This is a genomic window from Campylobacter sp. CFSAN093226, from assembly GCF_012897595.1.
Classification (GTDB): domain Bacteria; phylum Campylobacterota; class Campylobacteria; order Campylobacterales; family Campylobacteraceae; genus Campylobacter_D; species Campylobacter_D jejuni.
The window spans coordinates 1402975-1426391 of sequence record NZ_CP040608.1 but is presented as its reverse complement, the minus strand read 5'-3'; the positions used below and the strand labels follow the sequence as shown (position 1 = coordinate 1426391).

23 protein-coding genes are annotated in these 23417 nt (G+C 29.8%); 19 read left to right on the top strand and 4 right to left on the bottom strand.

What is annotated here, in order from left to right; all coding sequences use genetic code 11:
- From FBF02_RS07270 to FBF02_RS07180, 19 genes are all read left to right on the top strand, one after another.
- Entirely contained in the window at positions 1–264 is a 264-nt protein-coding gene (locus FBF02_RS07270) for a cytochrome c oxidase, cbb3-type, CcoQ subunit (RefSeq protein ID WP_002851307.1), read from the top strand.
- On the top strand, positions 264–1127 hold the full coding sequence (locus FBF02_RS07265; RefSeq protein ID WP_002851306.1) for a cbb3-type cytochrome c oxidase N-terminal domain-containing protein: 864 nt from the start codon (positions 264–266) through the stop codon (positions 1125–1127). Before FBF02_RS07270 ends, FBF02_RS07265 begins: the two co-directional genes overlap by 1 nt.
- Entirely contained in the window at positions 1124–1345 is a 222-nt protein-coding gene (locus FBF02_RS07260) for a DUF4006 family protein (RefSeq protein WP_002864471.1), read from the top strand. Before FBF02_RS07265 ends, FBF02_RS07260 begins: the two co-directional genes overlap by 4 nt.
- Positions 1342–1443, top strand: coding sequence for a hypothetical protein (locus tag FBF02_RS07255; protein WP_002868225.1), 102 nt, complete (start codon positions 1342–1344; stop codon positions 1441–1443). Before FBF02_RS07260 ends, FBF02_RS07255 begins: the two co-directional genes overlap by 4 nt.
- Positions 1440–2042, top strand: coding sequence for a hypothetical protein (locus FBF02_RS07250; protein ID WP_002851454.1), 603 nt, complete (start codon positions 1440–1442; stop codon positions 2040–2042). The genes FBF02_RS07255 and FBF02_RS07250 overlap by 4 nt, the downstream gene beginning before the upstream one ends.
- Complete coding sequence (locus FBF02_RS07245; protein ID WP_002851150.1) at positions 2029–2550, top strand: FixH family protein; 522 nt, start codon at positions 2029–2031, stop codon at positions 2548–2550. The genes FBF02_RS07250 and FBF02_RS07245 overlap by 14 nt, the downstream gene beginning before the upstream one ends.
- Positions 2547–4913: a PD-(D/E)XK nuclease family protein gene (locus FBF02_RS07240; RefSeq protein ID WP_002858095.1), complete on the top strand. Its 2367-nt coding sequence runs from the start codon at positions 2547–2549 to the stop codon at positions 4911–4913. The genes FBF02_RS07245 and FBF02_RS07240 overlap by 4 nt, the downstream gene beginning before the upstream one ends.
- The gene (locus tag FBF02_RS07235; protein WP_002851192.1) at positions 4910–7675 is read left to right on the top strand and encodes a RecB-like helicase; all 2766 of its coding nucleotides are present in this window, start codon (positions 4910–4912) and stop codon (positions 7673–7675) included. Before FBF02_RS07240 ends, FBF02_RS07235 begins: the two co-directional genes overlap by 4 nt.
- An 83-nt stretch (positions 7676–7758) precedes the next feature.
- Positions 7759–8184, top strand: coding sequence for a 50S ribosomal protein L13 (gene rplM, locus FBF02_RS07230; RefSeq protein WP_002779321.1), 426 nt, complete (start codon positions 7759–7761; stop codon positions 8182–8184).
- A gap of 2 nt (positions 8185–8186) precedes the next feature.
- Positions 8187–8576 (top strand): 30S ribosomal protein S9, encoded by a 390-nt coding sequence (gene rpsI, locus FBF02_RS07225; RefSeq protein ID WP_002851459.1) that lies wholly within the window; start codon positions 8187–8189, stop codon positions 8574–8576.
- Positions 8577–8700: 124 nt separating this feature from the next.
- Complete coding sequence (gene cadF, locus FBF02_RS07220; protein ID WP_002851185.1) at positions 8701–9660, top strand: fibronectin-binding outer membrane protein CadF; 960 nt, start codon at positions 8701–8703, stop codon at positions 9658–9660.
- Positions 9660–10301: an HAD family hydrolase gene (locus FBF02_RS07215; protein ID WP_002851542.1), complete on the top strand. Its 642-nt coding sequence runs from the start codon at positions 9660–9662 to the stop codon at positions 10299–10301. The genes cadF and FBF02_RS07215 overlap by 1 nt, the downstream gene beginning before the upstream one ends.
- Before the next feature lie 92 nt (positions 10302–10393).
- Entirely contained in the window at positions 10394–13954 is a 3561-nt protein-coding gene (gene nifJ, locus FBF02_RS07210) for a pyruvate:ferredoxin (flavodoxin) oxidoreductase (RefSeq protein WP_002851382.1), read from the top strand.
- A 23-nt stretch (positions 13955–13977) separates the two neighbouring features.
- Positions 13978–14289 (top strand): hypothetical protein, encoded by a 312-nt coding sequence (locus FBF02_RS07205; protein ID WP_002855438.1) that lies wholly within the window; start codon positions 13978–13980, stop codon positions 14287–14289.
- Positions 14267–15679: a pilus (MSHA type) biogenesis protein MshL gene (gene mshL / locus FBF02_RS07200; protein ID WP_002862130.1), complete on the top strand. Its 1413-nt coding sequence runs from the start codon at positions 14267–14269 to the stop codon at positions 15677–15679. Before FBF02_RS07205 ends, mshL begins: the two co-directional genes overlap by 23 nt.
- Positions 15672–16280 (top strand): ATP-binding protein, encoded by a 609-nt coding sequence (locus FBF02_RS07195; RefSeq protein WP_002851464.1) that lies wholly within the window; start codon positions 15672–15674, stop codon positions 16278–16280. The genes mshL and FBF02_RS07195 overlap by 8 nt, the downstream gene beginning before the upstream one ends.
- Before the next feature lie 3 nt (positions 16281–16283).
- Positions 16284–16871 carry a membrane protein gene (locus FBF02_RS07190; RefSeq protein WP_002851370.1) on the top strand — a complete coding sequence of 196 codons (588 nt, stop codon included), beginning with the start codon at positions 16284–16286 and terminating at the stop codon, positions 16869–16871.
- Entirely contained in the window at positions 16861–18420 is a 1560-nt protein-coding gene (locus FBF02_RS07185; RefSeq protein ID WP_002864463.1) for a GspE/PulE family protein, read from the top strand. The genes FBF02_RS07190 and FBF02_RS07185 overlap by 11 nt, the downstream gene beginning before the upstream one ends.
- Positions 18417–19598 carry a type II secretion system F family protein gene (locus FBF02_RS07180; RefSeq protein ID WP_002851165.1) on the top strand — a complete coding sequence of 394 codons (1182 nt, stop codon included), beginning with the start codon at positions 18417–18419 and terminating at the stop codon, positions 19596–19598. The genes FBF02_RS07185 and FBF02_RS07180 overlap by 4 nt, the downstream gene beginning before the upstream one ends.
- Here FBF02_RS07180 and FBF02_RS07175 read toward each other — a convergent pair.
- The 4 genes from FBF02_RS07175 to FBF02_RS07160 are packed head-to-tail and all read right to left on the bottom strand — an operon-like array spanning position 19591 to position 23410.
- Positions 19591–20355, bottom strand: a complete 765-nt coding sequence (locus tag FBF02_RS07175) for a TSUP family transporter (protein WP_002851426.1) — start codon at positions 20353–20355, stop codon at positions 19591–19593. The genes FBF02_RS07180 and FBF02_RS07175 overlap by 8 nt on opposite strands.
- Positions 20356–20358: 3 nt before the next feature.
- Entirely contained in the window at positions 20359–21123 is a 765-nt protein-coding gene (locus FBF02_RS07170) for a TIGR02757 family protein (RefSeq protein WP_002851318.1), read from the bottom strand.
- Between the two features lie 16 nt (positions 21124–21139).
- On the bottom strand, positions 21140–22966 hold the full coding sequence (gene flgK / locus FBF02_RS07165) for a flagellar hook-associated protein FlgK (protein WP_002851396.1): 1827 nt from the start codon (positions 22964–22966) through the stop codon (positions 21140–21142).
- Between the two features lie 9 nt (positions 22967–22975).
- On the bottom strand, positions 22976–23410 hold the full coding sequence (locus FBF02_RS07160; RefSeq protein ID WP_002779263.1) for a flagellar protein FlgN: 435 nt from the start codon (positions 23408–23410) through the stop codon (positions 22976–22978).
- Positions 23411–23417: the final 7 nt, after the last annotated feature.

Genomic DNA, 23417 nt, shown 5'->3' with positions numbered 1-23417 from the left:
ATGGAACATTTATCAATAGTTTTTGATGTGATTAAAAATTTAATCACATTTGATTTAGCAACAGTTCAAAAACATGAGTGGGAGATTTTCCAAGGTTATGGTTTTTTTGCACTCGTGATGTTTTTGTCAATAGTATTATATGCGTATTGGTATCATTTATATAGAACAGAAAAAAAAGGCGAGAGAAATTATGAAAATTATGCAAACCTTGCCTTAAAAGATGATATTGATGATAGTGTATTAGAAAGTAAAAGGAGTGCTTAATGCAATGGTTAAATTTAGAAGATAATGTTAATCTCTTATCTTTAATTGGAGCTATTCTTATCATTTTAATCACACTAGTTATTGTGGGTAGAATGTTTAAGCAAATGAAAGAAAAAAAAGGCGAGTCAGAGCTTAGTGAACATAGTTGGGATGGAATAGGAGAGTATAAAAATGCTGTTCCTACTGGTTGGGCTGTGGTATTTTTCCTGACTATTGTTTGGGCTATTTGGTATTTTCTATGGGGATATCCTTTAAATTCTTTTTCAAGTATAGGTCAATATAATGAAGAAGTAGCAACTCATAATACAAAATTTGAAGAAAAATTTAAAAATTTATCTCCTGAAGATAAAATAGCAATGGGTCAAAATATCTTTTTAGTTCAGTGTTCGGCTTGTCATGGAATTACAGGAGATGGTATCAATGGTAAAGCTCAAAATTTAAATATTTGGGGTAGTGAAGAAGGTATAATCAATGTAATTAAACATGGTTCAAAAGGTATGAATTTTCCAGGTGGAGAAATGCTTGGTGCTGCTGATTTAGGTGTAGCAGAAGAAGATATCCCTGCTATTGCTGCTTATGTAGCAAAAGATCTTTCAGCTATTAAGAAAACTGCAAATGAAAATTTAGTAGCAAAAGGTAAAGAAGCTTATGCAACTTGTGCAGCATGCCATGGAGAAGATGGAAAAGGTCAAGATGGAATGTTCCCAGATCTTACAAAATACGGTTCTGCAGCTTTTGTAGTAGATGTTTTACATAGTGGTAAGGCTGGTTTTATAGGAACAATGCCGAGTTTTCCAACACTTAATGATATTCAAAAAGAAGCTGTTGGCGAGTATGTAATTTCTCTTTCAAGGGGTGAATGATGGAAAATAATAATAGATGCGTGTTTTCTCTTTCAGGTGTTACAGGTATGTTAATTGCTACGGTTTTGTTGCTTGTTATCTTAGCAGTTTTAACTATTTGGGGTCTTAAAGCTCAGCAAGAAGTGATGCAAAAGCCATATAGTCTTAAAGATGTACAAAGTGTAAAGATGTTTGGTTCAAAAGAACAAGATCATAGAAGTATAAAGGAAGCACAATGAGTAAGGCTTTGGAATATTTAATTGTTATTGGTTTAGTTGCTGCTGCTGCAATCACCGCTTGGTCGGTTTTGACCGTAAATCATCTTCATATAGGATGAAAAAAATATTACAAGATGGCTTTTTTTTAGCTATCTTCTTCTTTGTTTTATTGCCTTCTAGGGTTTTTGCTCTTGATGCTGTACTTTTTAATGAAAATATTTTAAGTCAAAAAGTAAGTAACGAGATTAATCTTATAGGAAAAGAGCTTTACCAAAAAAGTAATATTTTTATCGGCGTTATGGTTGGTGATAAAACTGAAATTGAAACTTTATTAAATAAACAAAAAGAACTTCCTCAATCTTATATATTGCTTCTTTTGTCAAAAAATTCTCACAAAGTTGATATAGTGGGCTCAAAAGGTGCTTTAGCTTTGATTGATAAAGAAGCTGTGCTTAGTCCTTATCCTGGAACAGGATCTATTTTGCCGATATTAGCTACAAATAAAGGTGATATTTATAATGCTGCTATACTTAATGGTTATGCAGATATTGTAGATCGTGTGGCAAAATCCTTGGGATTACAATTAGAACATTCTATAGGTAATGCAAATCGTGATACTATCAATATTTTAAGAATACTTATCTATGGATTTATTTGCTTTGCATTGTTATACTATGCACAAAGAAGAATAAAGAGGAAAAAAAATGTTAGAAACTAAAAAAAGTTTTTGGCCTTATGGTATTTTGCTTTCACTTTTGGCTATAATTATTGCTTGTATTGTAACGATTTTTATAGCAAGTCACCATCCTGTGTATGAGGATGATTTTTATTTTGACTCTTATCAAAATGTTGAAAATAATTACAATCAAATACAAAAACAACAAGTAAATTTTGATAAATTTTTTAAAGTAAATTTTCAAAATGATAAAATCACTTTTATAGGTAAAAGAAAAATTCCTAGTTATGAAGTGGATCAAAATTCCTATGTTGCAAATTTTAAAATTTCTGCATTACAAAATATAAATTCTAATGATTTAAAAGTTCAAGTTCTTCTTACAAGACCATTCACTAAAAATTTTGATCAAAAGTTAGAAGGACAAGTTAAAAATGGAATTTTAAGTATCGCTTTACCTAAATTAGATAAAGGTAGATGGGAGCTTAAGCTAAAGTTTTATGCAAATCAAGAAACAGTGGGTTTTTTTAGCTACGAATTAAATGCTCAATGAAATTAAGAATTTTTAGCTCTTCAAGGCAAATTAGAGAATATTATAATCAAAAAAAACAGCAAAATGCTTTATTAGATAGTGCTATTCATATAGGTGAATTTTTAGATAAAGTTTGTTTGAGCAATTTTCATAAGGCAAGTTCTTATGAAAGCTTACTTTTAATGCAAGAAGCTTGTCTAAAAAGTAAGGATTTAGAAAAAAAACTAGGAATTTCGGTAGAATTTTTTGCTTTTTTGAAAAATAACGAATATCTTTTTTCTTTTTTCAAAGAACTTAGTTTAGAAAAAAAAAGTATAGAAGATCTTAAAAATAATGATTATTATGCTACCTATAATGAACATTTGGAAATTTTAGATGAGGTATATAAGAATTATCTTACTTTGCTTGAAAAGAATTCTTTTTATGATGATCTTTCTTTGCCTAAAAATTACACTCTTAATAAAGATTTTTTAGATGAGTATGAAGCTATAGTTTATGATTTGCAAGGTTTTTTGAGTAAATTTGAAGAAAATTTATTAAATGAAATTTCTCAGATTAAAGAAGTGGTTTTAAGTTTTAAAACAAGTAAATTTAATCTTGAATATCTTTTAAAACTTGATTTTTTAAAAATATTTGATTTAAAAATAAACACTCATTATGAAATCAATCTTTCAAAACAAGAGATCTTAAAAGAAGAAATTTTTAAAACAAAAAATTCAAAAATGAAACTCAAATCTTTTGAATTAAGGGCTTTGCAATGTGCTTTTGTTATGGATGAAATTTCACATTTTGTACGCAAAGGTTTAAAGCCTGAAAATATTGCAGTTATAACTCCAGATGAAAGTTTTTGTGAGTTTTTAAGACTTTTTGATAAAGACAATATGCTTAACTTTGCAAGTGGAATTAGTATTAAAGAGAGTTTGTTTTATCAAAAATTTCAAGCACTTTATGAAAGTGCTAGTAGTGCTTCTTTTATTTATAAAAATCAAGAGGATTATTTTGAAGACACGCAGATGATTTTTGATTATCACAATACGCTTTTACATTCTTTAAAACTTGATTTTATAGAGTTTAAAAAGTATTTTGATGAGAAATGTGATTTTGAATATTTTGAAAAATTACTTGCTTTGTTTTTAGAAAATGAAAAGCAAGAGCTTATTTATTTGATACGAAAAGAACTTTATTTTATTAAAGATTTATTGAAAAATCAGTCTTTAACTCTTAAAGAGTTGATCCATCTTTTTTTCATGCAAATTTCACAACTTTCCCTTAGTGATGTAGGTGGAGGTAAGGTTACGGTAATGGGACTTTTAGAAAGTCGTGGGCTTTGTTTTGATGGAGTGATTTTGGTTGATTTTAATGAAGAATTTATTCCTAAAAGAAGTGTTAATGAGCTTTTTTTAAACAATGAAGTGCGTAAAAAAGCAGGATTGATTAGCTATGATAGAAGAGAAAATTTACAAAGATTTTATTATGAAAGCTTGATGAAGAATGCTTTAGAAGTAAGTATTTGCTTTGTGGAAAATGAAGAAAAAAGCAAATCACGTTTTTTAGATGAACTTGATTTTGACTTTTTTTATGAAACTCATATCCACCAAAAAGCTTATCTTAATGCTTTAAAATTAGACTATGAAGGCATAAAACCTAATCTAACTCCTATAAAAGCTCCTATTTTAAAGCATAATCCTTTCGAGTTTCCGCTTTCTTTTAGTCGTTTTAATTTATTGGAAAATCAAAAAAGAACTTATTATTATCGTTATATTTTAAATTTAGCAGAACCTAGGGTTTTAAGCGAGGAAAGCAAAGCGAAAAATCAAGGAAATTTTATCCATAAAATGCTTGAAATTTATTATAAAAATTATGCAAATAATAATTTTGATATAAAAGTTTTTGCAAATTTATTGGATAAAGAATATCAAAAATACAATATCAGTGAACTTGATCTTGAAGTATTTAAATTAAAATTTATACAATTTGCTAAAAATGAAAAAGAGCATTTTTCAAAAGGCTTTTATGTCGCACATACAGAGCTTGAGTTAAACAATATTTTAAAGCTCGGAACAGATAGTATAAAACTTAAGGGTACTATAGATCGTATCGATAGTTCAAAAGAAGGTAATTTGATTATTGATTATAAAAGTGGAAAAGTGCCAAGTAATTCTTATCAACTTGCTTTTTACCAAGCTTTATATGATGAAAATGCAAGCGTGGGTTTTTATGATTTAAATAGTATGCAAATATTGCATCAAAAAGCCAAAAGTTTAGATGAGCTAAGAGAAAGACTTAAAGATTTAGTTCTTATGAGTAAGGAAGAAATAGAGTTTGAAAATGAACAAGATGAGTATTGTCCTTATAAACTCATTTATAAAAAGGAATTAAAATGAGTCAATTTGAGCCTTTTTTAGCATTAGAAGCGAGTGCAGGAAGCGGAAAAACCTTTGCCCTGAGTGTGCGTTTTGTAGCACTTATTTTAAAAGGAGCTAGGATTAATGAAATTTTAGCTTTGACTTTTACCAAAAAAGCTGCTAATGAAATGCAAAAAAGAATTATTGAGACTTTTTTAAACTTAGAAAAAGAAAATAAAACCAGTGAATGCAATGAACTTTGCAAGCTTTTAGGTAAAGATAAAGAAGAGCTTATTTCTTTAAGAGATGCTAAAAAAGAAGAATTTTTAAGAACAGAGTTAAAAATCAGTACTTTTGATGCTTTTTTCGGAAAAATTTTGCGTGTTTTTGCTTTAAATTTGGGCTTAAGTAGTGATTTTACAATGAGTGAAGAGAGGCTTGATGTAAGAGAGATTTTTTTAAAACTTCTTAAAAAAGATGAATTAAAAGATTTGGCTTATTATATTAATTTAGTTGATGAGAAAGAAAATTTTTTTAACGAGCTTGAAAAATTTTATGAGAATGCTTATTTTCAAAATCGTCCTAAAATTCTAAATCCAACTAAAGCTTATATCAATAAAGCTTATAGTGAGTTAAGAAGTTATTGTTTGGGTCTTACTCATGTAAAAAATTATAAAAATTTGTGTGACAATTTCAAAAGTGAAGTTTTAGATTTATCCGTGTTTATGCAATCAAGTTTTATGACAAAATTTGAAAGTACAAAATATTTACAAGATTTAGAAAGTACTAACCTGCATTTTAGTGCAAAAAGAATGGAGCTTATAAATGCTTTAAATACCTATGCCATAGAGCTTGAAAATTATAAAATTGCTAATTTAATGAATCTTTTAAATCATTATAGTGAAGCTAAAAATATATTTCATAAAGATAAAAATACCTTAAATTTCCAAGATGTGAGTAAAAAAGTTTATGAGTTAATAACCAGTGAATTTAAGGATATGATTTATTTTCGTTTAGATGGTTTTATTTCGCATTTGCTTATTGATGAATTTCAAGATACAAGCGTGATCCAATATCAAATTTTACGCCCTTTGATCGCTGAGCTTGTTTCAGGAGAAGGGGTTAAGAAAAATCGCACTTTTTTTTATGTAGGAGATAAAAAACAAAGTATTTATCGCTTTCGTAAAGGAAAAAAAGAATTATTTGATTTGTTAAAACAAGAATTTAGTCAAATTAAAAGTGATAATTTAAATACTAATTATCGTTCTAAAGAGCTTTTGGTTGATTTTGTTAATGAAACTTTTAAAGAAAAAATCAAAGATTATAAAGAACAATTTGCCTTAGAAAGTAAAAAAGGCGGTTTTGTGCGTATTGTGGAGTCTAAGGAACAAAAGGTTAAAAACCAAGCCCAAGAAATTAAGGAAAAGACTTTAGAAACTTTATTTGAGCAAATTAATTTTTTAAGATCTAAAAATATTTCTTATGATGATATTTGTATTTTGTGTTGGAAAAATAGTGATGCAGATATGGTTTTGGATTTTTTAAGAGAGCAAAATATTCCTGCATTTACTCAAAGCAATGTTTTACTTGAAAATAAAGCAAGTGTAAGACTTGTTTTAGAATATGCTAAATATTGTATTTTTGGTGATGAGTTTTACTTGGTATTTTTAAAGGAACTTTTAGGTTTTGAGCCGAGAAAAATTACCCTTGATTTTTCAAAAAATGCTATGGAAAATGTACTTTTTTTAATAAAAGAATTAAAACTTGATTTAAATGATATCGCTTTAATACAATTTATCGAATATGCTAAAACTAAGGAGAATTTTTTAAAGCTTTTATTTGAGCCTTGTGCTTTGAAAATAGTAAGCGAACAAAATATGGGAATTAGTATTATGAGTGTGCATAAATCTAAGGGTTTGGAATTTGATCATGTGATTTTACTTGATAGTTTATCTAAAAACAATTCAAACAATGAAGATATCATGCTTGAATATGATATCAATCAAGGTTGGCAACTCCATATTAAAGATAAAATTCGAGAGCTTACTAAAGAGCCTATTTATACTCTTTTTAAAGAAAATATTACAAGAGCAAATTATGAAGATGATATTAATAAACTTTATGTGGCTTTTACAAGAGCTAAGGAAAGTTTGATCATCATAAAAAGAAATGAAGAAAGTGTAAATGGAAATTATCCAAGTTATTTTAAGGGGGGATTTTTAAATATACATTCTCAAGAGAGAGGTTTTTTAGAAAGCAAAGAACAAATTTTAAGCGTTAAAAAAGAAAGCATTCAAACTTTGCAAAAATTTGAAAAAATTACCTTGCAAGAAATTCAAAGTGAAGAAAGGCTTGATAGTAAAGAACTATATTTTGGAAATGCTTTTCACTTTTTTATGCAAAATTTAAAACTTCCTAAGGGTGAAAATTTTCAAATACTTACTCAAAGATGCAAGAGTAAATTTAGACATTTTTTAGATGAGAGTGATTTTGAAAAGCTTTTTAAAAGAATTGAAATTTTACTTAAAAATATTCAATTTCAAAATTTGATTGGTGATGGAAAGCTTTTAAAAGAACAAGCTTTGAGTTTTAATGGAGAAATTAAACAATTAGACTTGCTTGCTTTAAAAGATGAAGAAGCTTTTATAATTGATTATAAAACAGGTCTTGCTATGCAAGATAAACATAAAGAGCAGGTAGGAACTTATAAGATCGCCATTAGTGAAATTTTGCAAAAAGATAAAGTGCGTGCTTTTATAGTTTATTGTTTGGAAAATGAAATTCAAATTTTGGAAATATAAACTTAATTTTTACTTAAATTAAGTAAAAATTAATATTATTTTTTATACAATCACATTTTAAATTTTTGGCAAAGGTAAAAATTATGACAAAGATAACAAAGCCAAACGAAGTAAAACGAGAATGGATTGTTTTAGACGCAGAAGGCAAACGCTTTGGTCGTCTTTTAACTGAAGTAGCAACAATTTTGAGAGGTAAAAACAAACCTTGCTTTACTCCAAATGTTGATTGTGGTGATTATGTAATTATCATCAATGCTTCAAAAGCTGTATTTACAGGTGCTAATAAAGCAGAAGATAAGCTTTATCATAGACATTCAGGATATTTTGGAAGTGTAAAAAGCGAAAAATTTGGTGATTTACTTGAAAAAAATCCTGCAAAATTATATAAATTAGCAGTTAGAGGTATGCTTCCTAAAACAAATTTGGGCAGAGCTATGCTTAAAAAATTAAAAATCTATGCGGGTAGTGAGCACCCACACACTGCACAAATTGCTAAAGAAGGAAAATAATCATGGCAACAACATACGCAACAGGTAAGAGAAAAACTGCTATCGCAAAGGTATGGGTAAAACCAGGTAGTGGTAAAATTAGTGTTAATGGTGTTGATTTAAACACTTGGCTTGGTGGACACGAGGCGATTAAGCTTAAAGTGGTTCAACCTTTACTTGTGACTAAACAAGAAACTTCAATGGATATTAAAGCAACTACTTTAGGCGGGGGCTATAGTGCTCAAGCTGAAGCTTTAAGACATGGAATTTCAAGAGCTTTAGCAGCTATGGATGCTGATTTTAGAGCCTTATTAAAACCTAAAGGACTTCTTACTAGAGATAGTAGAACTGTTGAGCGTAAAAAATATGGACGCCGCAAAGCAAGAAGAAGCCCACAATTCTCTAAACGTTAATATTTTTGGTGGGATTTTCCCACCTTTCTACAATTTTTTATAAAACTCATCCTTTTTTCTATCATTTATGTTATAATTGCAAAATTTAAATTTTTATTTTATAACACAATGAAAGGTTTTTTCTATGAAAAAAATATTCTTATGTTTAGGTTTGGCAAGTGTTTTATTTGGTGCTGATAACAATGTAAAATTTGAAATCACTCCAACTTTAAACTATAATTACTTTGAAGGTAATTTAGATATGGATAATCGTTATGCACCAGGGATTAGACTTGGTTATCATTTTGACGATTTTTGGCTTGATCAATTAGAATTTGGGTTAGAGCATTATTCTGATGTTAAATATACAAATACAAATAAAACTACAGATATTACAAGAACTTATTTGAGTGCTATTAAAGGTATTGATGTAGGTGAGAAATTTTATTTCTATGGTTTAGCAGGTGGAGGATATGAGGATTTTTCAAATGCTGCTTATGATAATAAAAGCGGTGGATTTGGACATTATGGCGCGGGTGTAAAATTCCGTCTTAGTGATTCTTTGGCTTTAAGACTTGAAACTAGAGATCAAATTAATTTCAATCATGCAAACCATAATTGGGTTTCAACTTTAGGTATTAGTTTTGGTTTTGGTGGCAAAAAGGAAAAAGCTGTAGAAGAAGTTGCTGATACTCGTGCAACTCCACAAGCAAAATGTCCTGTTGAACCAAGAGAAGGTGCTTTGTTAGATGAAAATGGTTGCGAAAAAACTATTTCTTTGGAAGGTCATTTTGGTTTTGATAAAACTACTATAAATCCAACTTTTCAAGAAAAAATCAAAGAAATTGCAAAAGTTTTAGATGAAAATGAAAGATATGATACTATTCTTGAAGGACATACAGATAATATCGGTTCAAGAGCTTATAATCAAAAGCTTTCTGAAAGACGTGCTAAAAGTGTTGCTAATGAACTTGAAAAATATGGTGTAGAAAAAAGTCGCATCAAAACAGTAGGTTATGGTCAAGATAATCCTCGCTCAAGCAATGACACTAAAGAAGGTAGAGCGGATAATAGAAGAGTGGATGCTAAATTTATTTTAAGATAATGAATAAAACTATTTTATTTGATTTAGATGGCACTTTAATTGATTCTACTGATGCTATTTTAAATTCTTTCCAAGGAGCTTTTAAAGCCCTTGGATTAACTTCTAAAAATAATGAAGAAATCAAAAATCTCATAGGTTATCCTTTAGAGCAAATGTTTAGAATGCTTTATCCAGATAAAGTAAATTTAAGTAAAGAATTTGTATTAGCTTATCGTGAAATTTATGCACAAATTTATTTAGAACAAACCACTCTTTTGCCTAAAGCAAAAGAAGCATTAGAACTTGGAAGCGAAATTGCAGATCTTGGTATAGTTACAACAAAAGGAGGTAAATTTACTCCGATTCTGCTTGATTATTTGGGAGTTAAAAAATTCTTTAAAACTTTAATTACTCTTGAAGATGTCACAAATCCAAAGCCAAGTTCCGAACCTATAATTTTAGCCTTAAAAGGACTCAATAAAACTCAAGAAAATGCCTATATGATAGGCGATACAATATTAGATATTCAAGCTGCAATTTCTGCTAATATCACTCCTTTGGCCTTAACTTGTGGCTATGGCAATGAAAATGAATTAAAAGCTCATTCTATGGTATTTTTAAATGCATATGAGGCTGTTAATTATATAGCTAGATTAAACTAATTTCAAGTTTTCGTTAAACGCCTTTTAAGAGAATTTATAGTAAATTGATAGTTAAAAAATTATAAAAATTATCAATATAAAGGAAGGTCTCAATGGGTAAAATTATGAAAACTATGGACGGAAATGAGGCTGCTGCATACGCTGCGTATGCTTTTACTGAAGTTGCTGGAATTTATCCTATTACACCTAGTTCTCCTATGGCTGATTATACCGATATGTGGGCAGCTGCAGGAAAAAAAAATCTTTTTGGAGTTCCTGTAAAAATCGTAGAAATGCAAAGTGAAGCAGGAGCTGCAGGTAGTGTGCATGGATCTTTACAAGCTGGGGCTTTGACTACAACTTATACGGCTTCTCAAGGATTACTCCTTAAAATTCCAAATATGTATAAAATAGCAGGTCAATTACTCCCCTGTGTAATCCATGTAGCAGCGCGTTCTTTGGCTGCTCAAGCTTTGTCTATCTTTGGTGATCATCAAGATATTTATGCAGCAAGACAAATTGGTTTTGCTATGCTTTGTTCGCATTCTGTGCAAGAAACCATGGACTTAGCTGGTGTAGCACATTTAGCTGCAATTAAGGGAAGAGTGCCATTTTTACATTTTTTTGATGGTTTTAGAACAAGCCATGAAATTCAAAAAGTTGAAGTAATGGATTATGCGCATTTTGATAGATTATTAGATAGAGAAGCTTTGCTTGAATTTAGAAATAATGCTTTAAATCCAGAAAATCCAAAAACACGTGGAACAGCACAAAATGATGATATTTATTTTCAAACTAGAGAAGTAAGCAATCGTTTTTACGATGCTTTACCTGATGTTGTTAATGAATATATGCAAGAAATTTCAAAAATTACAGGTAGAGAATACAAACCATTTACTTATTATGGTCACAAAGAGCCAGAGTGTGTGATTGTTGCTATGGGTTCTGTAACTCAAGCACTTGAAGAAGTGGTGGACTATCTTAATGCCAAGGGTGAAAAGGTAGGGATTTTAAAAGTTTATCTTTATCGCCCATTTAGTTTAAAATATTTCTTTGATGTTATGCCAAAATCAGTGAAAAAAATCGCGGTTTTAGATAGAACCAAAGAACCAGGAAGTCTCGGAGAACCACTTTATCTTGATGTAAAATCAGCTTTCTATGGAAGAGAAAATGCTCCTGTTATAGTGGGTGGAAGATACGGACTTTCTTCAAAGGATGTTGATCCTGCTCAAATGATAGCAGTATTTGAAAATCTTAAACTTGATAATCCAAAAGATGGCTTTACTGTAGGTATAATTGATGATGTAACTCATACTTCACTGAGTACTGGAGAGAAAATTTCACTTGGAGATGAAAGTACGATCGAATGTTTATTTTACGGACTTGGTGCTGATGGAACTGTGGGTGCAAATAAAAACTCGATTAAAATCATCGGAGATAAAACGGATTTTTACGCTCAAGCTTATTTTGCTTATGATTCTAAAAAATCAGGGGGTTATACAAGAAGCCATTTAAGATTTTCTAAAAAACCTATCCGTTCAACTTATCTTGTTTCAACTCCGCATTTTATCGCTTGTTCGGTAGCGGCTTATTTGGAAATTTATGATGTTTTAGCAGGAATTCGCAAAGGAGGAACTTTCCTTTTAAATAGTATTTGGAATGCTGAAGAAACCATAAGACAACTTCCAGATGCAGTAAAGAAAACTTTAGCTGAAAAAGAAGTAAATTTTTATATCATCAATGCAACCAAACTAGCTCGTGATATAGGTTTGGGAAATCGTACAAATACCATTATGCAATCAGCCTTTTTCAAACTTGCAAAAATCATTCCTTATGAAGACGCACAAAAATACATGAAAGAGCTTGCGTATAAATCTTATAGTAAAAAAGGCGATGCTATTGTAGAAATGAATTACAAGGCTATTGATGTGGGTGCTGATGGACTTGTAAAAGTTGAAGTGGATCCAAATTGGAAAAATTTAGAGCTTAAAGAAAAAGAACAAACCAATGCCTATAAAGGTACTGAATTTGTTGAAAAAATCGTAAAACCTATGAATGCGGCTAAGGGTGATGATTTACCTGTTTCAGCCTTTTTAGGTTATGAAGATGGAAGTTTTGAACACGGCACAACCGAATACGAAAAACGCGGTGTTGGGGTTATGGTACCAAGATGGATAGAGGCAAATTGTATTCAATGCAATCAATGTGCTTCAGTTTGTCCGCATGCTGTTATCAGGCCATTTTTGATTAATGATGAAGAAATGGCAAATGCACCTCGCGGTGTAAAAGATCATGCTTTAGAAGCTAAAGGAACCAAAGGAGAAAAATTAAGCTTTAAAATTCAAGTTTCTCCACTTGATTGTACAGGCTGTGAGCTTTGTGTTCATGAGTGTCCTACTAAAGAAAAATCTTTGGTTATGGTACCACTTCAAGAAGAGATGGATTTTGGTGAGCAAGAAAATGCGGATTATTTATTTAAAGAAATTACTTATAAAGATGATATTTTAAATAAAGAAACCACAAAAGGAGCGCAATTTGCCCAACCTTTATTTGAATTCCATGGGGCATGTCCTGGATGTGGGGAAACTCCTTATATTACTTTAATTACAAGATTGTTCGGTGAAAGAATGATTGTGGCTAATGCTACAGGTTGTAGTTCTATTTATGGGGGTTCAGCTCCATCAACTCCTTATAGAAAAAGTGTGAAAAATGGACACGGTCCTGCTTGGGGAAATTCACTTTTTGAAGACAATGCTGAGTTTGGTTTGGGTATGAAAATTGCAACTGAAAATACAAGACACCGCATTGAACATATCATGAATGAAAGTATGCAAGAAGTTCCAAATGCTTTATCAGCTCTTTTTAAAGATTGGATTGCAAATAAAGACAATGGTGCTATGTCTGTGGAAATTAAAGATAAAATGATCCCTATTTTAGAGCAAAATAAAAATATTAAAGCTGTACAAGATATATTAGAGCTTAAACAGTATTTAAGTAAAAAATCTCACTGGATTTTTGGTGGTGATGGTTGGGCTTATGATATAGGCTATGGCGGACTTGATCATGTTTTAGCAAGTGGAGAAAATGTAAATATTTTAGTGCTTGATACAGAAGTTTATTCTAATACAGGCGGTCAAAGTTCAAAATCTTCTAGAACAGGAGCTGTAGCACAGTTTGCAGCAGCAGGCAAACCTATACAGAAAAAAGATCTAGGTCAAATTGCTATGACTTATGGTTATATTTTTGTAGCACAAGTAAATTCAACGGCAAATTATACTCATCTTATCAAAGCTATCACTGCAGCTGAGGCCTATGATGGACCATCTTTGGTGATTTGTTATTCTCCTTGTATAGCTCATGGTATTAAAGGTGGGCTGGGTTACTCAGGAGAGCAAGGTGAGCTTGCTACAAAATGTGGTTATTGGCCACTTTATACCTTTGATCCTCGTTTAGAAGAGCAAGGAAAAAATCCTTTAACTCTAACAGGAAAAGAACCTGATTGGGATTTATATGAGCAATTTTTGATGAATGAAGTGCGTTATAATTCACTTAAAAAAGCAAATCCTGAACACGCTGCTGAGCTTTTTGAACGCAATAAAAAAGACGCTCAACGTCGCTATAGACAGCTTAAGCGTATTGCTATGGCTGATTATAGCAATGAGGTCGAAAGCTGATAAAATATATTTTTAGTGCTACATTGTGTTTTAGCACTTTGTTTGCACAAGATAATTTTGAAGAGTATTTTAAACTTATAGATAAAGAAAATCGTATAAATTTTAATACTCTTCAAAACCCATTTGTGAATCCTACTTTTGAAAAATTAAGACATATTAAAATTACTGCAATTATGCTTGATAAAGTAAAAATTTATGATCGATGGTATAAAAAAGGTGATATGATTGATGATGCTATAATATATGAAATAAATACTAAAGAGATTAAATTCCAATATGATAATTTAGAAATTGCAATCCAAATAAATAAAAATGATAAGATTAATATTAATTAACATTCTTTTTTGCCATTATCTTTATGCTTTAGATTGTCAAAAGCGTCTTTTTGATATCAGTATTAACGAAAAATTAAGCATACAAGAAAGTCTTGATGAGCTTGCAAAATATTGTTCTTTCAGTATTATTGTTAAAGATAAAATTGCCAAAGAAAAATTAGAAACATTGCAAAACTCTGTCAATATTCATCAAATGAGTTTGGACGAAATTTTTAATTTTTTTATCAAAGAGCATGATCTTAGCTATGATTTTGATGGTAAAATTTTAAGAATTTCAGGCATTAATACGAAGATTTTTAAGATAAGTTATATCACTTCTATCAGAGAAGGACAAAGCATAACTAAAGCGTCTGTAGACGCTAAACCAAGGCAAAGTGAATATAGCGGTAGTTTTGATGATGCAGAAGACAACATGATTAAAAGTATGGAAAAATTTGATTTTTGGCAAAATATAGAAAAAGAGATTATTGTATTATTAAAAAATTCTCATGAAGATTATGAGGCTAAAACTCCCATTATAAATCCCAATGCAGGTCTTATTATAGTAACTGGAACAAATTCTCAGTTAAAAAGTGTGAAAAATTATTTGCAAAAACTAGAAAATCGTCTTAAAAAACAAGTTATTATCGATGTTAGCATACTTGCTGTGAGTTTAAATGAAAGCCATTCTAGTGGGATTAATTGGCAAAATTTTAATATAGGTTTAAATTCACAAGTAAATAATGAAAATTCTTTTATTCAGTTTCAAAATGGGCAAGGTTTTGTTAAGAATTTGGGTTTAAGGGCGAATTTAAATTTTGATTCTATTATTAACTTTCTTTCTCAAAATGGAAAAACTAGCGTGCTTTCTAATCCAAAGCTTATGGCTTTAAATAACCAACAAGCCATTATTTCTGTAGGCGATACTATAAATTATCAAGTTAAAGAAAGTTCTAAAGGTACTGAAAATGGGACTACTGTTAGTGAAAGTTATAATAATTATTCTATTTTTGTAGGCATTTTACTCAATATCTTGCCTGAAATTTCTGATGATGGAAAAATAATGCTTAGGATTAATCCAAGCTTAAGTGATTTTAAGTATCCAGAAGATAATAAACGACAAAAAGAACCAAGAACTATTGCTCCTGATACCATACAAAAAAAGCTTTCTAGTGTTGTGCAAGTAGAGAATAATCAAACTTTAATTTTAGGCGGATTGATTTCTCACGATAAATCTAATGAGAAAAATTCTATCAATTTTCTATCAAAAATTCCAATCCTAGGTTCTTTGTTTAAAGGAGAAGTTTTAAATTCTAAAGCAACCGAAATCGTTTTTATTATCACTCCAAGTATAGTAGATAGCGTAAATGCTCCAAGTCTTAAAGATCTAGGATTTAAGCATTATGAGTAAAATTATTCCATTTAGAGAAGAAATTTTTCATCAAATCAATCAAATTTTAGAAAGCCAAAAAGCTTTTATTTTTTTATGGGGAAAAAGTGGTAGTGGTAAAAGTGTATTGTTGCAAAGATTGGCAAAAAAATATAATGTTGATTTTATTAATGAAAATTTTAAAGATCAGAGTTTCTTAAAAGAAAAAATTGAGTTTTTGATTTCACAAGGTCAGAGTTTAATCATTCTTGATGAAGTGGGAATGTATGATTATGCAATGCTAGAAAGCATCAGGATTTATAGTGATTCTATAAGTTTTGTTTTAAGTTCTCATAAAAAGTTAAATATACTTAAAAAAGAGCATTTTAAAAGTCGTTTAAGTGCTTGTTTTAAATTGAAAAATATTAGTCTTTTAGAACTTGATGATTATATTAAATTGAAATTTGGAATGAATTTTTCAAATAAATGTCTTAAGTTTTTACAAAAAATTTCTCAAGGAAATTTAAGATATATTGATAAAACTTTAAAAAGTTTTTATGAGATAAATAGTTTTTTTGATAAAAACAAAAGTCAAGAGTATATTTTAAAGCTTAGTGCTTTAGAGAATGGCTTATTAAGGTAAGATATGCAAGAAAGAATTAAAGAGCTTGAGCTTAGGTATAAATACTTTTTACTTAAAAAATATTTAAAATATTTATTATTAATTATTCTAATATCAGTAATAGCATTTTGTTTTTTTGTGCTAATGCAAAAATATAATAAGCAAAAAAATATTTATTTGCAGGCTATTGAACATAAAAAGCATTTGGAGCAAAAGATTCTTCAAGCGCAAATTTTACAAGAAAAAAATAAGATTTCTAGGGAAAAGTTATATAAAGAACTAGAAGAAGTTAAAGCGGTGCAGGAAAATACACATATTAGCAAGATAGAAATTGATTCTAAAATTTTAAATATTTCTGATTTAAAAAAATCTTTTTATCAAAATCCAAGCTATGAAAAGGCATTAAATTTAGCTAAGAAGTATTTTGATATTAAAGCTTATCAAAAGACAATATTTTGGGCTTTAAAAGCCAATGAACTTGACAAGCAAAAACAAGATTCTTGGCTGATTTTTGCTCAGGCTAAAAGAGCTTTAGGTGAAGAAAAAGAAGCTCAAAGTGCTTTAGATGCTTATATAAATTATTATGGTTTAATGGAATTAGATGGAAAGTAGAATGGATAAAATTTTTCAAGCTTATATTGATAATGAAATAAGTCTTGATGAAATTTGCACTAAATTTAATATCACTTCTTGGGATTTTTTTAACAAATTAGCAAATTTTTGTAATTTACATTTTGTTGATTTAGATGAAGATAATGATTTTATTTATGAAGGTATACCTTTTTCTTTACTTTTAAAATTTAAATTTCTGCTTATTAAAAACAATGACGGCTTTATGATTATTAGATCCAAACCTTGTTCTTTAGAGCTTTTAGAGCAAGTTAAGACTTTTATGATTTGTGAAAAAATCGACACTGCAATTGCCGATGAATTAAAGATAGCTAAAATTTTAAATCAAATTCGCATTCAAGAGGAGATTAAAAGATTAAGCATTAAGCTTAGACTTGAATGGCAAGAAAATCACAAAAGAGATGACCAAAGTTGCATCAGTCAAATTTTTGATTTTTTATTACATGAAATTTTATCTTTTCATGCGAGTGATATTCATATAGAGGCAAGAAATAATGATGCTTTGATTAGGTTTAGGGTTGATGGAATTTTGCGTGAATTTGCTATTTTTGAGAAGGATATTTATGAAGCTTTGGTTTTTCATGTCAAATTTTTAGCTTGTTTGAATTTAGCTGAATCAAGAAAAACACAAGATGGAAGTTTTGAATTAGATTTTGAAAATGAAAGATATGATTTTCGTGTTTCATGTTTGCCTTTGATTTATGGCGAAAGTGTTGTTATAAGAATTTTAAAACATGATAAAGAAATTTTGGATTTGTATAAACTAAATCTTGGAAATAAAAATTTAGAAATTTTAAAAAAGATTTTACATCGTCCCAATGGAATGATTTTATTAACCGGTCCTACAGGTAGTGGTAAAAGCACAACTTTATACGCGTGTTTAAATGAGTTGAAAAGTATTGAAAAAAAGATTATTTCCGCAGAAGATCCTATAGAATATAAAATTCCTTTAGTGCAGCAAATTTTGCTCAATTCAAAAGTTGGAGTCGAGTTTAATAGTGTTTTAAGAGCAATTTTAAGGCAAGATCCTGATATTATCATGATAGGAGAAATTCGCGATGAAGAAAGTTTAGATATTGCACTTAAAGCTTCTTTAACAGGTCATTTGCTTTTAAGCACCTTGCATACTAATGATGCTCTTAGTACCATTGATAGGCTTTTGGATATGCAAGCAAAAAGTTACTTGATAGCATCGGCTTTGAGTCTTGTTATAGCACAGCGTTTGGTTAGAAAACTTTGTCCTTGGTGTAAGCAAAAAAGCAAAAAACATTATATTGAATTTGAAGGTGAATTTTTTGAACCAAAAGGATGTGAGCGTTGTCATCATAGTGGATTTTTTGGCAGAGAATTAATCGCTGAGTGCTTAGAGATCAATGAAGATTTAGCTTGTGCAATTAGGGAAAATCAAGATAAAACGATTTTAATGGAGCTTGCAAAAAAATATGGCTTTCAAACTATGTTTGAACAAGGTTTAAAAAAAGCCAAAGAAGGTCTTACAAGTATAGATGAGCTTTTAAGGGTTGTAAGATGAAATTTTATGAAGTAGAATTTCTTAAAAACAATCAAAATTATACAAAAACTATAAAAGCTGAAAATTTAAATACAGCACAAGCAAAAGCCTTATCAAAGAATTGGAAAATCATTGATATAAAAGAAATTCAAAAATCTAATTTTCAGAGATTAAAGGATGAAAATTTTATACTCTTTTTTAAAGAGCTAGCTTTGTTGTGTGAAGTTGGATTAAGTGTTCAAGAAGCGATTAGAGAATTATATTTTATGCATTCTTGCAAGATTATGAAAAAAATATTAGACAATTTAATTTTAGCCCAAAATCTAAATCAAGCTTTTGAAAATGCTAATTTTGGATTAAATCGTGCGGAGTTAGCTTTGATTAAAACGGCTGAAAAGACAGGAAAAATCAGTGAAGTGTTTAGTCAAATTTCTAAACTTCGAGAAAAAAGCTTAGAGAGTCAAAAACAATTAAAAAAGGCTTTTAGATATCCTACTTTGGTTTTTTTAAGTATTATCGGAGCATTTTTGTTTTTAATGCTTTTTGTAGTGCCTAATTTTAAAGATTTATTTGAAAATTTAGGCGCGAGTTTGCCTTTTATCACGCATGTAATGTTAGAAATTTATAATTTTTTAGATGACTATGGAATTTTTTGCATATTTTTGTTTGTTATTTTTATTGTTATGCTTATTTTAGCTTATAAAAATTTTCATTCTTTTGCTTTTTCTTGCGATTTTTTATTTTTAAAAGTACCTTTGATTTCTCGTTTGATTATTTATAATCAAAATTATTATTTTTTTATGGTTTTTTCTTTGCTTTTAAAAAATGGAATTTCAATATCTAAAGCTTTTGATTTAGCTATTATAGGGCTTGAAAATAAATTTTTAATTTTTCAGTATAAAAAACTTTTTAGTTTTATAGATTCTGGTCTTGAGTTAAGTCAGGCTTTTAAAAAGATTGATATTTTTGATTCTTTGGTGTTTTCTATGCTTAGTGTTGCGATGAAAAGTGGAAGACTTGAAGTATTAAGTGAAGAAATTGCCAAATATTATCAACAAAAAAGCGAAAATTTGATGGATAGATTTTTGATTTTTTTAGAGCCTATGATGACTTTATTTGTAGCGCTTTTAGTTTTGTTTTTGGCTTTAGGTATATTTTTACCTATGTGGGAGCTTAGCTCAGGGGTCAATTTTAACTAAAATAATCCCAAGCTACTTTAATAATAGTAGCTCCTACAACGATTAAAAATAAAGTTTTTATAAACTTTCCATTAGTTTTTAATACAAGTTTTGAGCCTAAATAAGCTCCTAAAACTTGTCCTACACCCATAAGCAAACCTACAGCCCATAAAAGTTCATATTGCCATAAAAATATAGCAAGAGCAATGATGTTGCTTGTGAAATTTAAAATTTTAGTATTAATGCTCGCTTTTCTCATATTAAAACCTAGTAGCATCACACAAGCAAAAATCCAAAATGAACCCGTTCCAGGCCCTAAAAATCCATCATAAAATCCTAAAGTTAAGCCACAAATTAAATGAAAAATTTTGATATTTTTTATTTTAGGTTCGCTTTCGTGTTTGCCTAAGTTGGGACGTAAGGCTGTATATAAGAAGGTAAGAGTTAAAAAGATTAAGATAATAAGCTTTAATTGCTCATCTTTTACAAAAAGAACACTATAACTTCCTATAGCTGCTCCTAAGGCTGTGAAAAAAACACCCCAAGCAAGACGAGGTAGAGTGGTGGATTTAAAATAAGTTAAAGTAGCCGTAAAAGAACCAAAGACGCTTTGGAGTTTGTTTGTTGCTAAGGATAAATGCGCAGGAATTCCACAGGCTATGAGTGCTGGTAGAGTAATAAGCCCTCCTCCACCTACAATAGAATCTATAAAACCAGCAAAAAGAGCTACAAAAAAAAGTATGAAATAATAAATCGTATTTAAGTGCTCAAAACCCATTCTTCACTCCTTAAATTTGTCAATTTCCTTACTTTGCCCTAAACGATAGAGTGCAAAGTCATATTTTATGGGATCATTTGCATCTAATTTTTTTAAATTTTGTGTGAGTTCTAAAACACTTTTATAATCATATATTTTACGCTTTAGAAGTCCTAAAGTCAAGGAAATTTTATGTGCATGTGTATCAAGTGGAATTAAAAGATCTTTGGTGTGAATTTTGGTAAAAAGTCCAAGATCAAGTTCATCTTTTCTAACCATCCATCTTAGATACATATTATAGCGTTTAAGAGGTGAAGTAGGGGTGTTTTGCCAAATTTTTCCAAAGAAAAAATCATATCCATAACTTGAATATGAATTTAAGGTTTTGATTTTTTGCATAAAAGCTAAGATGGCATCTGTGGTATTTTCTCTTTCTTGATAGGCTTGATAAAAAAGTTCGTAGAGTGAAATTTCATTTTTCAGCCTTGAAAGAGTGATAAAAATTTCTTGTATATCTTTTTCATTTTGGAAGCGGTATTTTAAATTTTTAAGTTCTTTTTTTATTTGTTTTTCTTGAAGGTTTAATAAAGAAAAATCAAGTTTCTTTAGAAAATTTACTATATTTTTAGCATTTCCATAGGCAAATAAAGCACAAATTAAGGCAATAAATTCATCATTGTGAATTTTAGCAATTTGCAAAGGATCTGGAGTTTCAAAAAGGGAATGATTGGTATTTTTTTGATTGGCTAAAAAATCGAGCTTAGCTTTAAGATGGATAAAATTTTTCATTTGATATTACTAGAGCTTAAGATTTAAGCCCTAGTAAGGTATCAAGCATTTGATCTACGGTTGAGACGATTTTTGCTGCTGCACCGTAACTTGATTGATATTGTATAAGGGCGGCTAATTCTTCATTTGTATTTACGCCACTTTTAGATTGGTACTCGCTATAAACAGAATTATAAAGAGTTTCATTGCTTGAATTGACGACATTGTTATTTTCACCATCTGAGGCTATTTTACCTGTAAGTTTGCGGTAATATTCTTCCATAGTAAGATTATCGATAGTGCCATCTTCATTATAAAAATTAACTTTTTTATATTGAAGTTGGATGATTTTATTTGCCATGTCATTACCACTATCAACTCCATTTGAGCTTGCTCTTACTGTACTTGGATCATTTAAGATGGAATCTTTTACTTTCATGTCACTTGCATCAGTTCCGCTGAAAAAACCACCTATGCTAAACGCACCTGCGAAATTTGTGCCCTTATCTTCAATGGCTACCTTAAAACCTGATTTTGCATTGATTTGAAATAAACCATCTCCAGTTTTTGCATCGTAGCTAAAACTTGCATTGATATGATCATCAACATCATCGTTTGAATTTTTATTGTCATTATCATCTGTATTAGCATTGATTTGGCGCATGATATCATTCATGGTTGTATTTACATCTATGGTGATGGTTTTGGTGAGTTTTTTATCGCCTTTATCATCATAAATGACTATATCAAAACTTCCTGGTTGTATGGTTCTATCGTAATTAACTAAAGGAATATCTCCCTTAAGCCCAGATAGATAATCAGAAGTAACAGAACTTTTCGCAGAACTTGCATAAAGATTGTTAGTTTCATTGATCATGGTCTTAGCAAAAGTATCTAAAGAATCCATATAACCTTGGATAATTCCATCTTCATATTTTCCTTCGCTTTTGCTATAGTTTCTACCGCGTAAGTCAAGTTGAGCACCAAGCTGTCCACCGCTAATTTTTGCAGTAAGATCGCGAACTTTTTCATCAGGAGTTTCATAATAAATGCTATAAGATTTATTTTTATCATCATAATCAAGCTTTAAAGGATGAAAATTTATTCCATCTACTATACTAAAACCTTCTATACTTAGATTGTATTGATGTCCTGGATCAGTGATGGTTGTATCAAGGCGATTGTCTTGATTGATTTCATTTTTGCTTGCAACTGCACTAACTAGCTTTGAAAGAGTAAGCTCAAGTTCATCTCTTCTATCCCTAAGTTCATTTGCGTGTTCTGTTGGTAAGGCTTCTTGTCCATAAATTTGTTTATTTATAGTAGCAATTTCTTCACCAATTCTATTAATCTCATCAACTGTATTTTTAATATCATCATTTACTTTTTTTTGGATTTTATCTAAGGTTGCAAAAGTGTTATTAACGCTTTCTGTTAAGGTCTGAGAAGCTTTTACAAGGGCTATTTTTGTGGCATTTTCGTTGGGGTTAGATGCAAAATCATTCCAAGCTTTGTTATAATTTTCTAAATCTTGCAAAATTCCAGTATTTTGTAAGTCGGGAAAACGCTGCGCAATTTCTTGTAAAGTGGAAGCCATATATTTAGTATATTCTAGTTGAGTAGATGCACCTTTTAATTTATAGTAAGAATACTCATCATGCAAACGCACTATACTTTCTACAGCAGTTCCTGTGCCTACTTGAACTCCACCTGTTGTAATATATCCATTTGTAGTTTGCACCACTCTTTGGCGTGTATAAAAAGTTGCATTAGCATTTGAGATATTATTTCCAGTTGTTGCGATTTGAACTTCGCTTGCCTTTAAGCCTGTAACACCTGTGTATAATGTTCCAAAAATACCCATTATAAATCCTTATACATTGATCTTGAAAATTGACTCTGGATTTGTCTTTTTATCTCCATAAGCATTATTTGTTCCATCATTGATATCAAACATTTTATTTACTAAGCCATCAAGAAAATCTTTGACAATAAGAACAAATTTAGCATACTCTTTGTTTTTACTATGAAGGTTTTGAAGATTTTTTTTAAGTAGATCTAGTTTTTGTTTATCTTCATCATCTAAGAGTTCACTAAGCCCTTTTGTAGAGCTATTATTTAGCTCAACCAAGGCAACATCAAGTTGTTTTTTAGCTGTAATAAATTCCGCGATAAGTTTGTTTTTTTCTTCTACACTTGGCGTTACACTCTCATGTTTAGCCACTTTGATATTTTCTATATCTTCTTCGGTTAAAGCAATAAGTTTTGCTAAGATAGCATTTACTTCATCAAGTCTTTGTTTAAGCATATTTTCT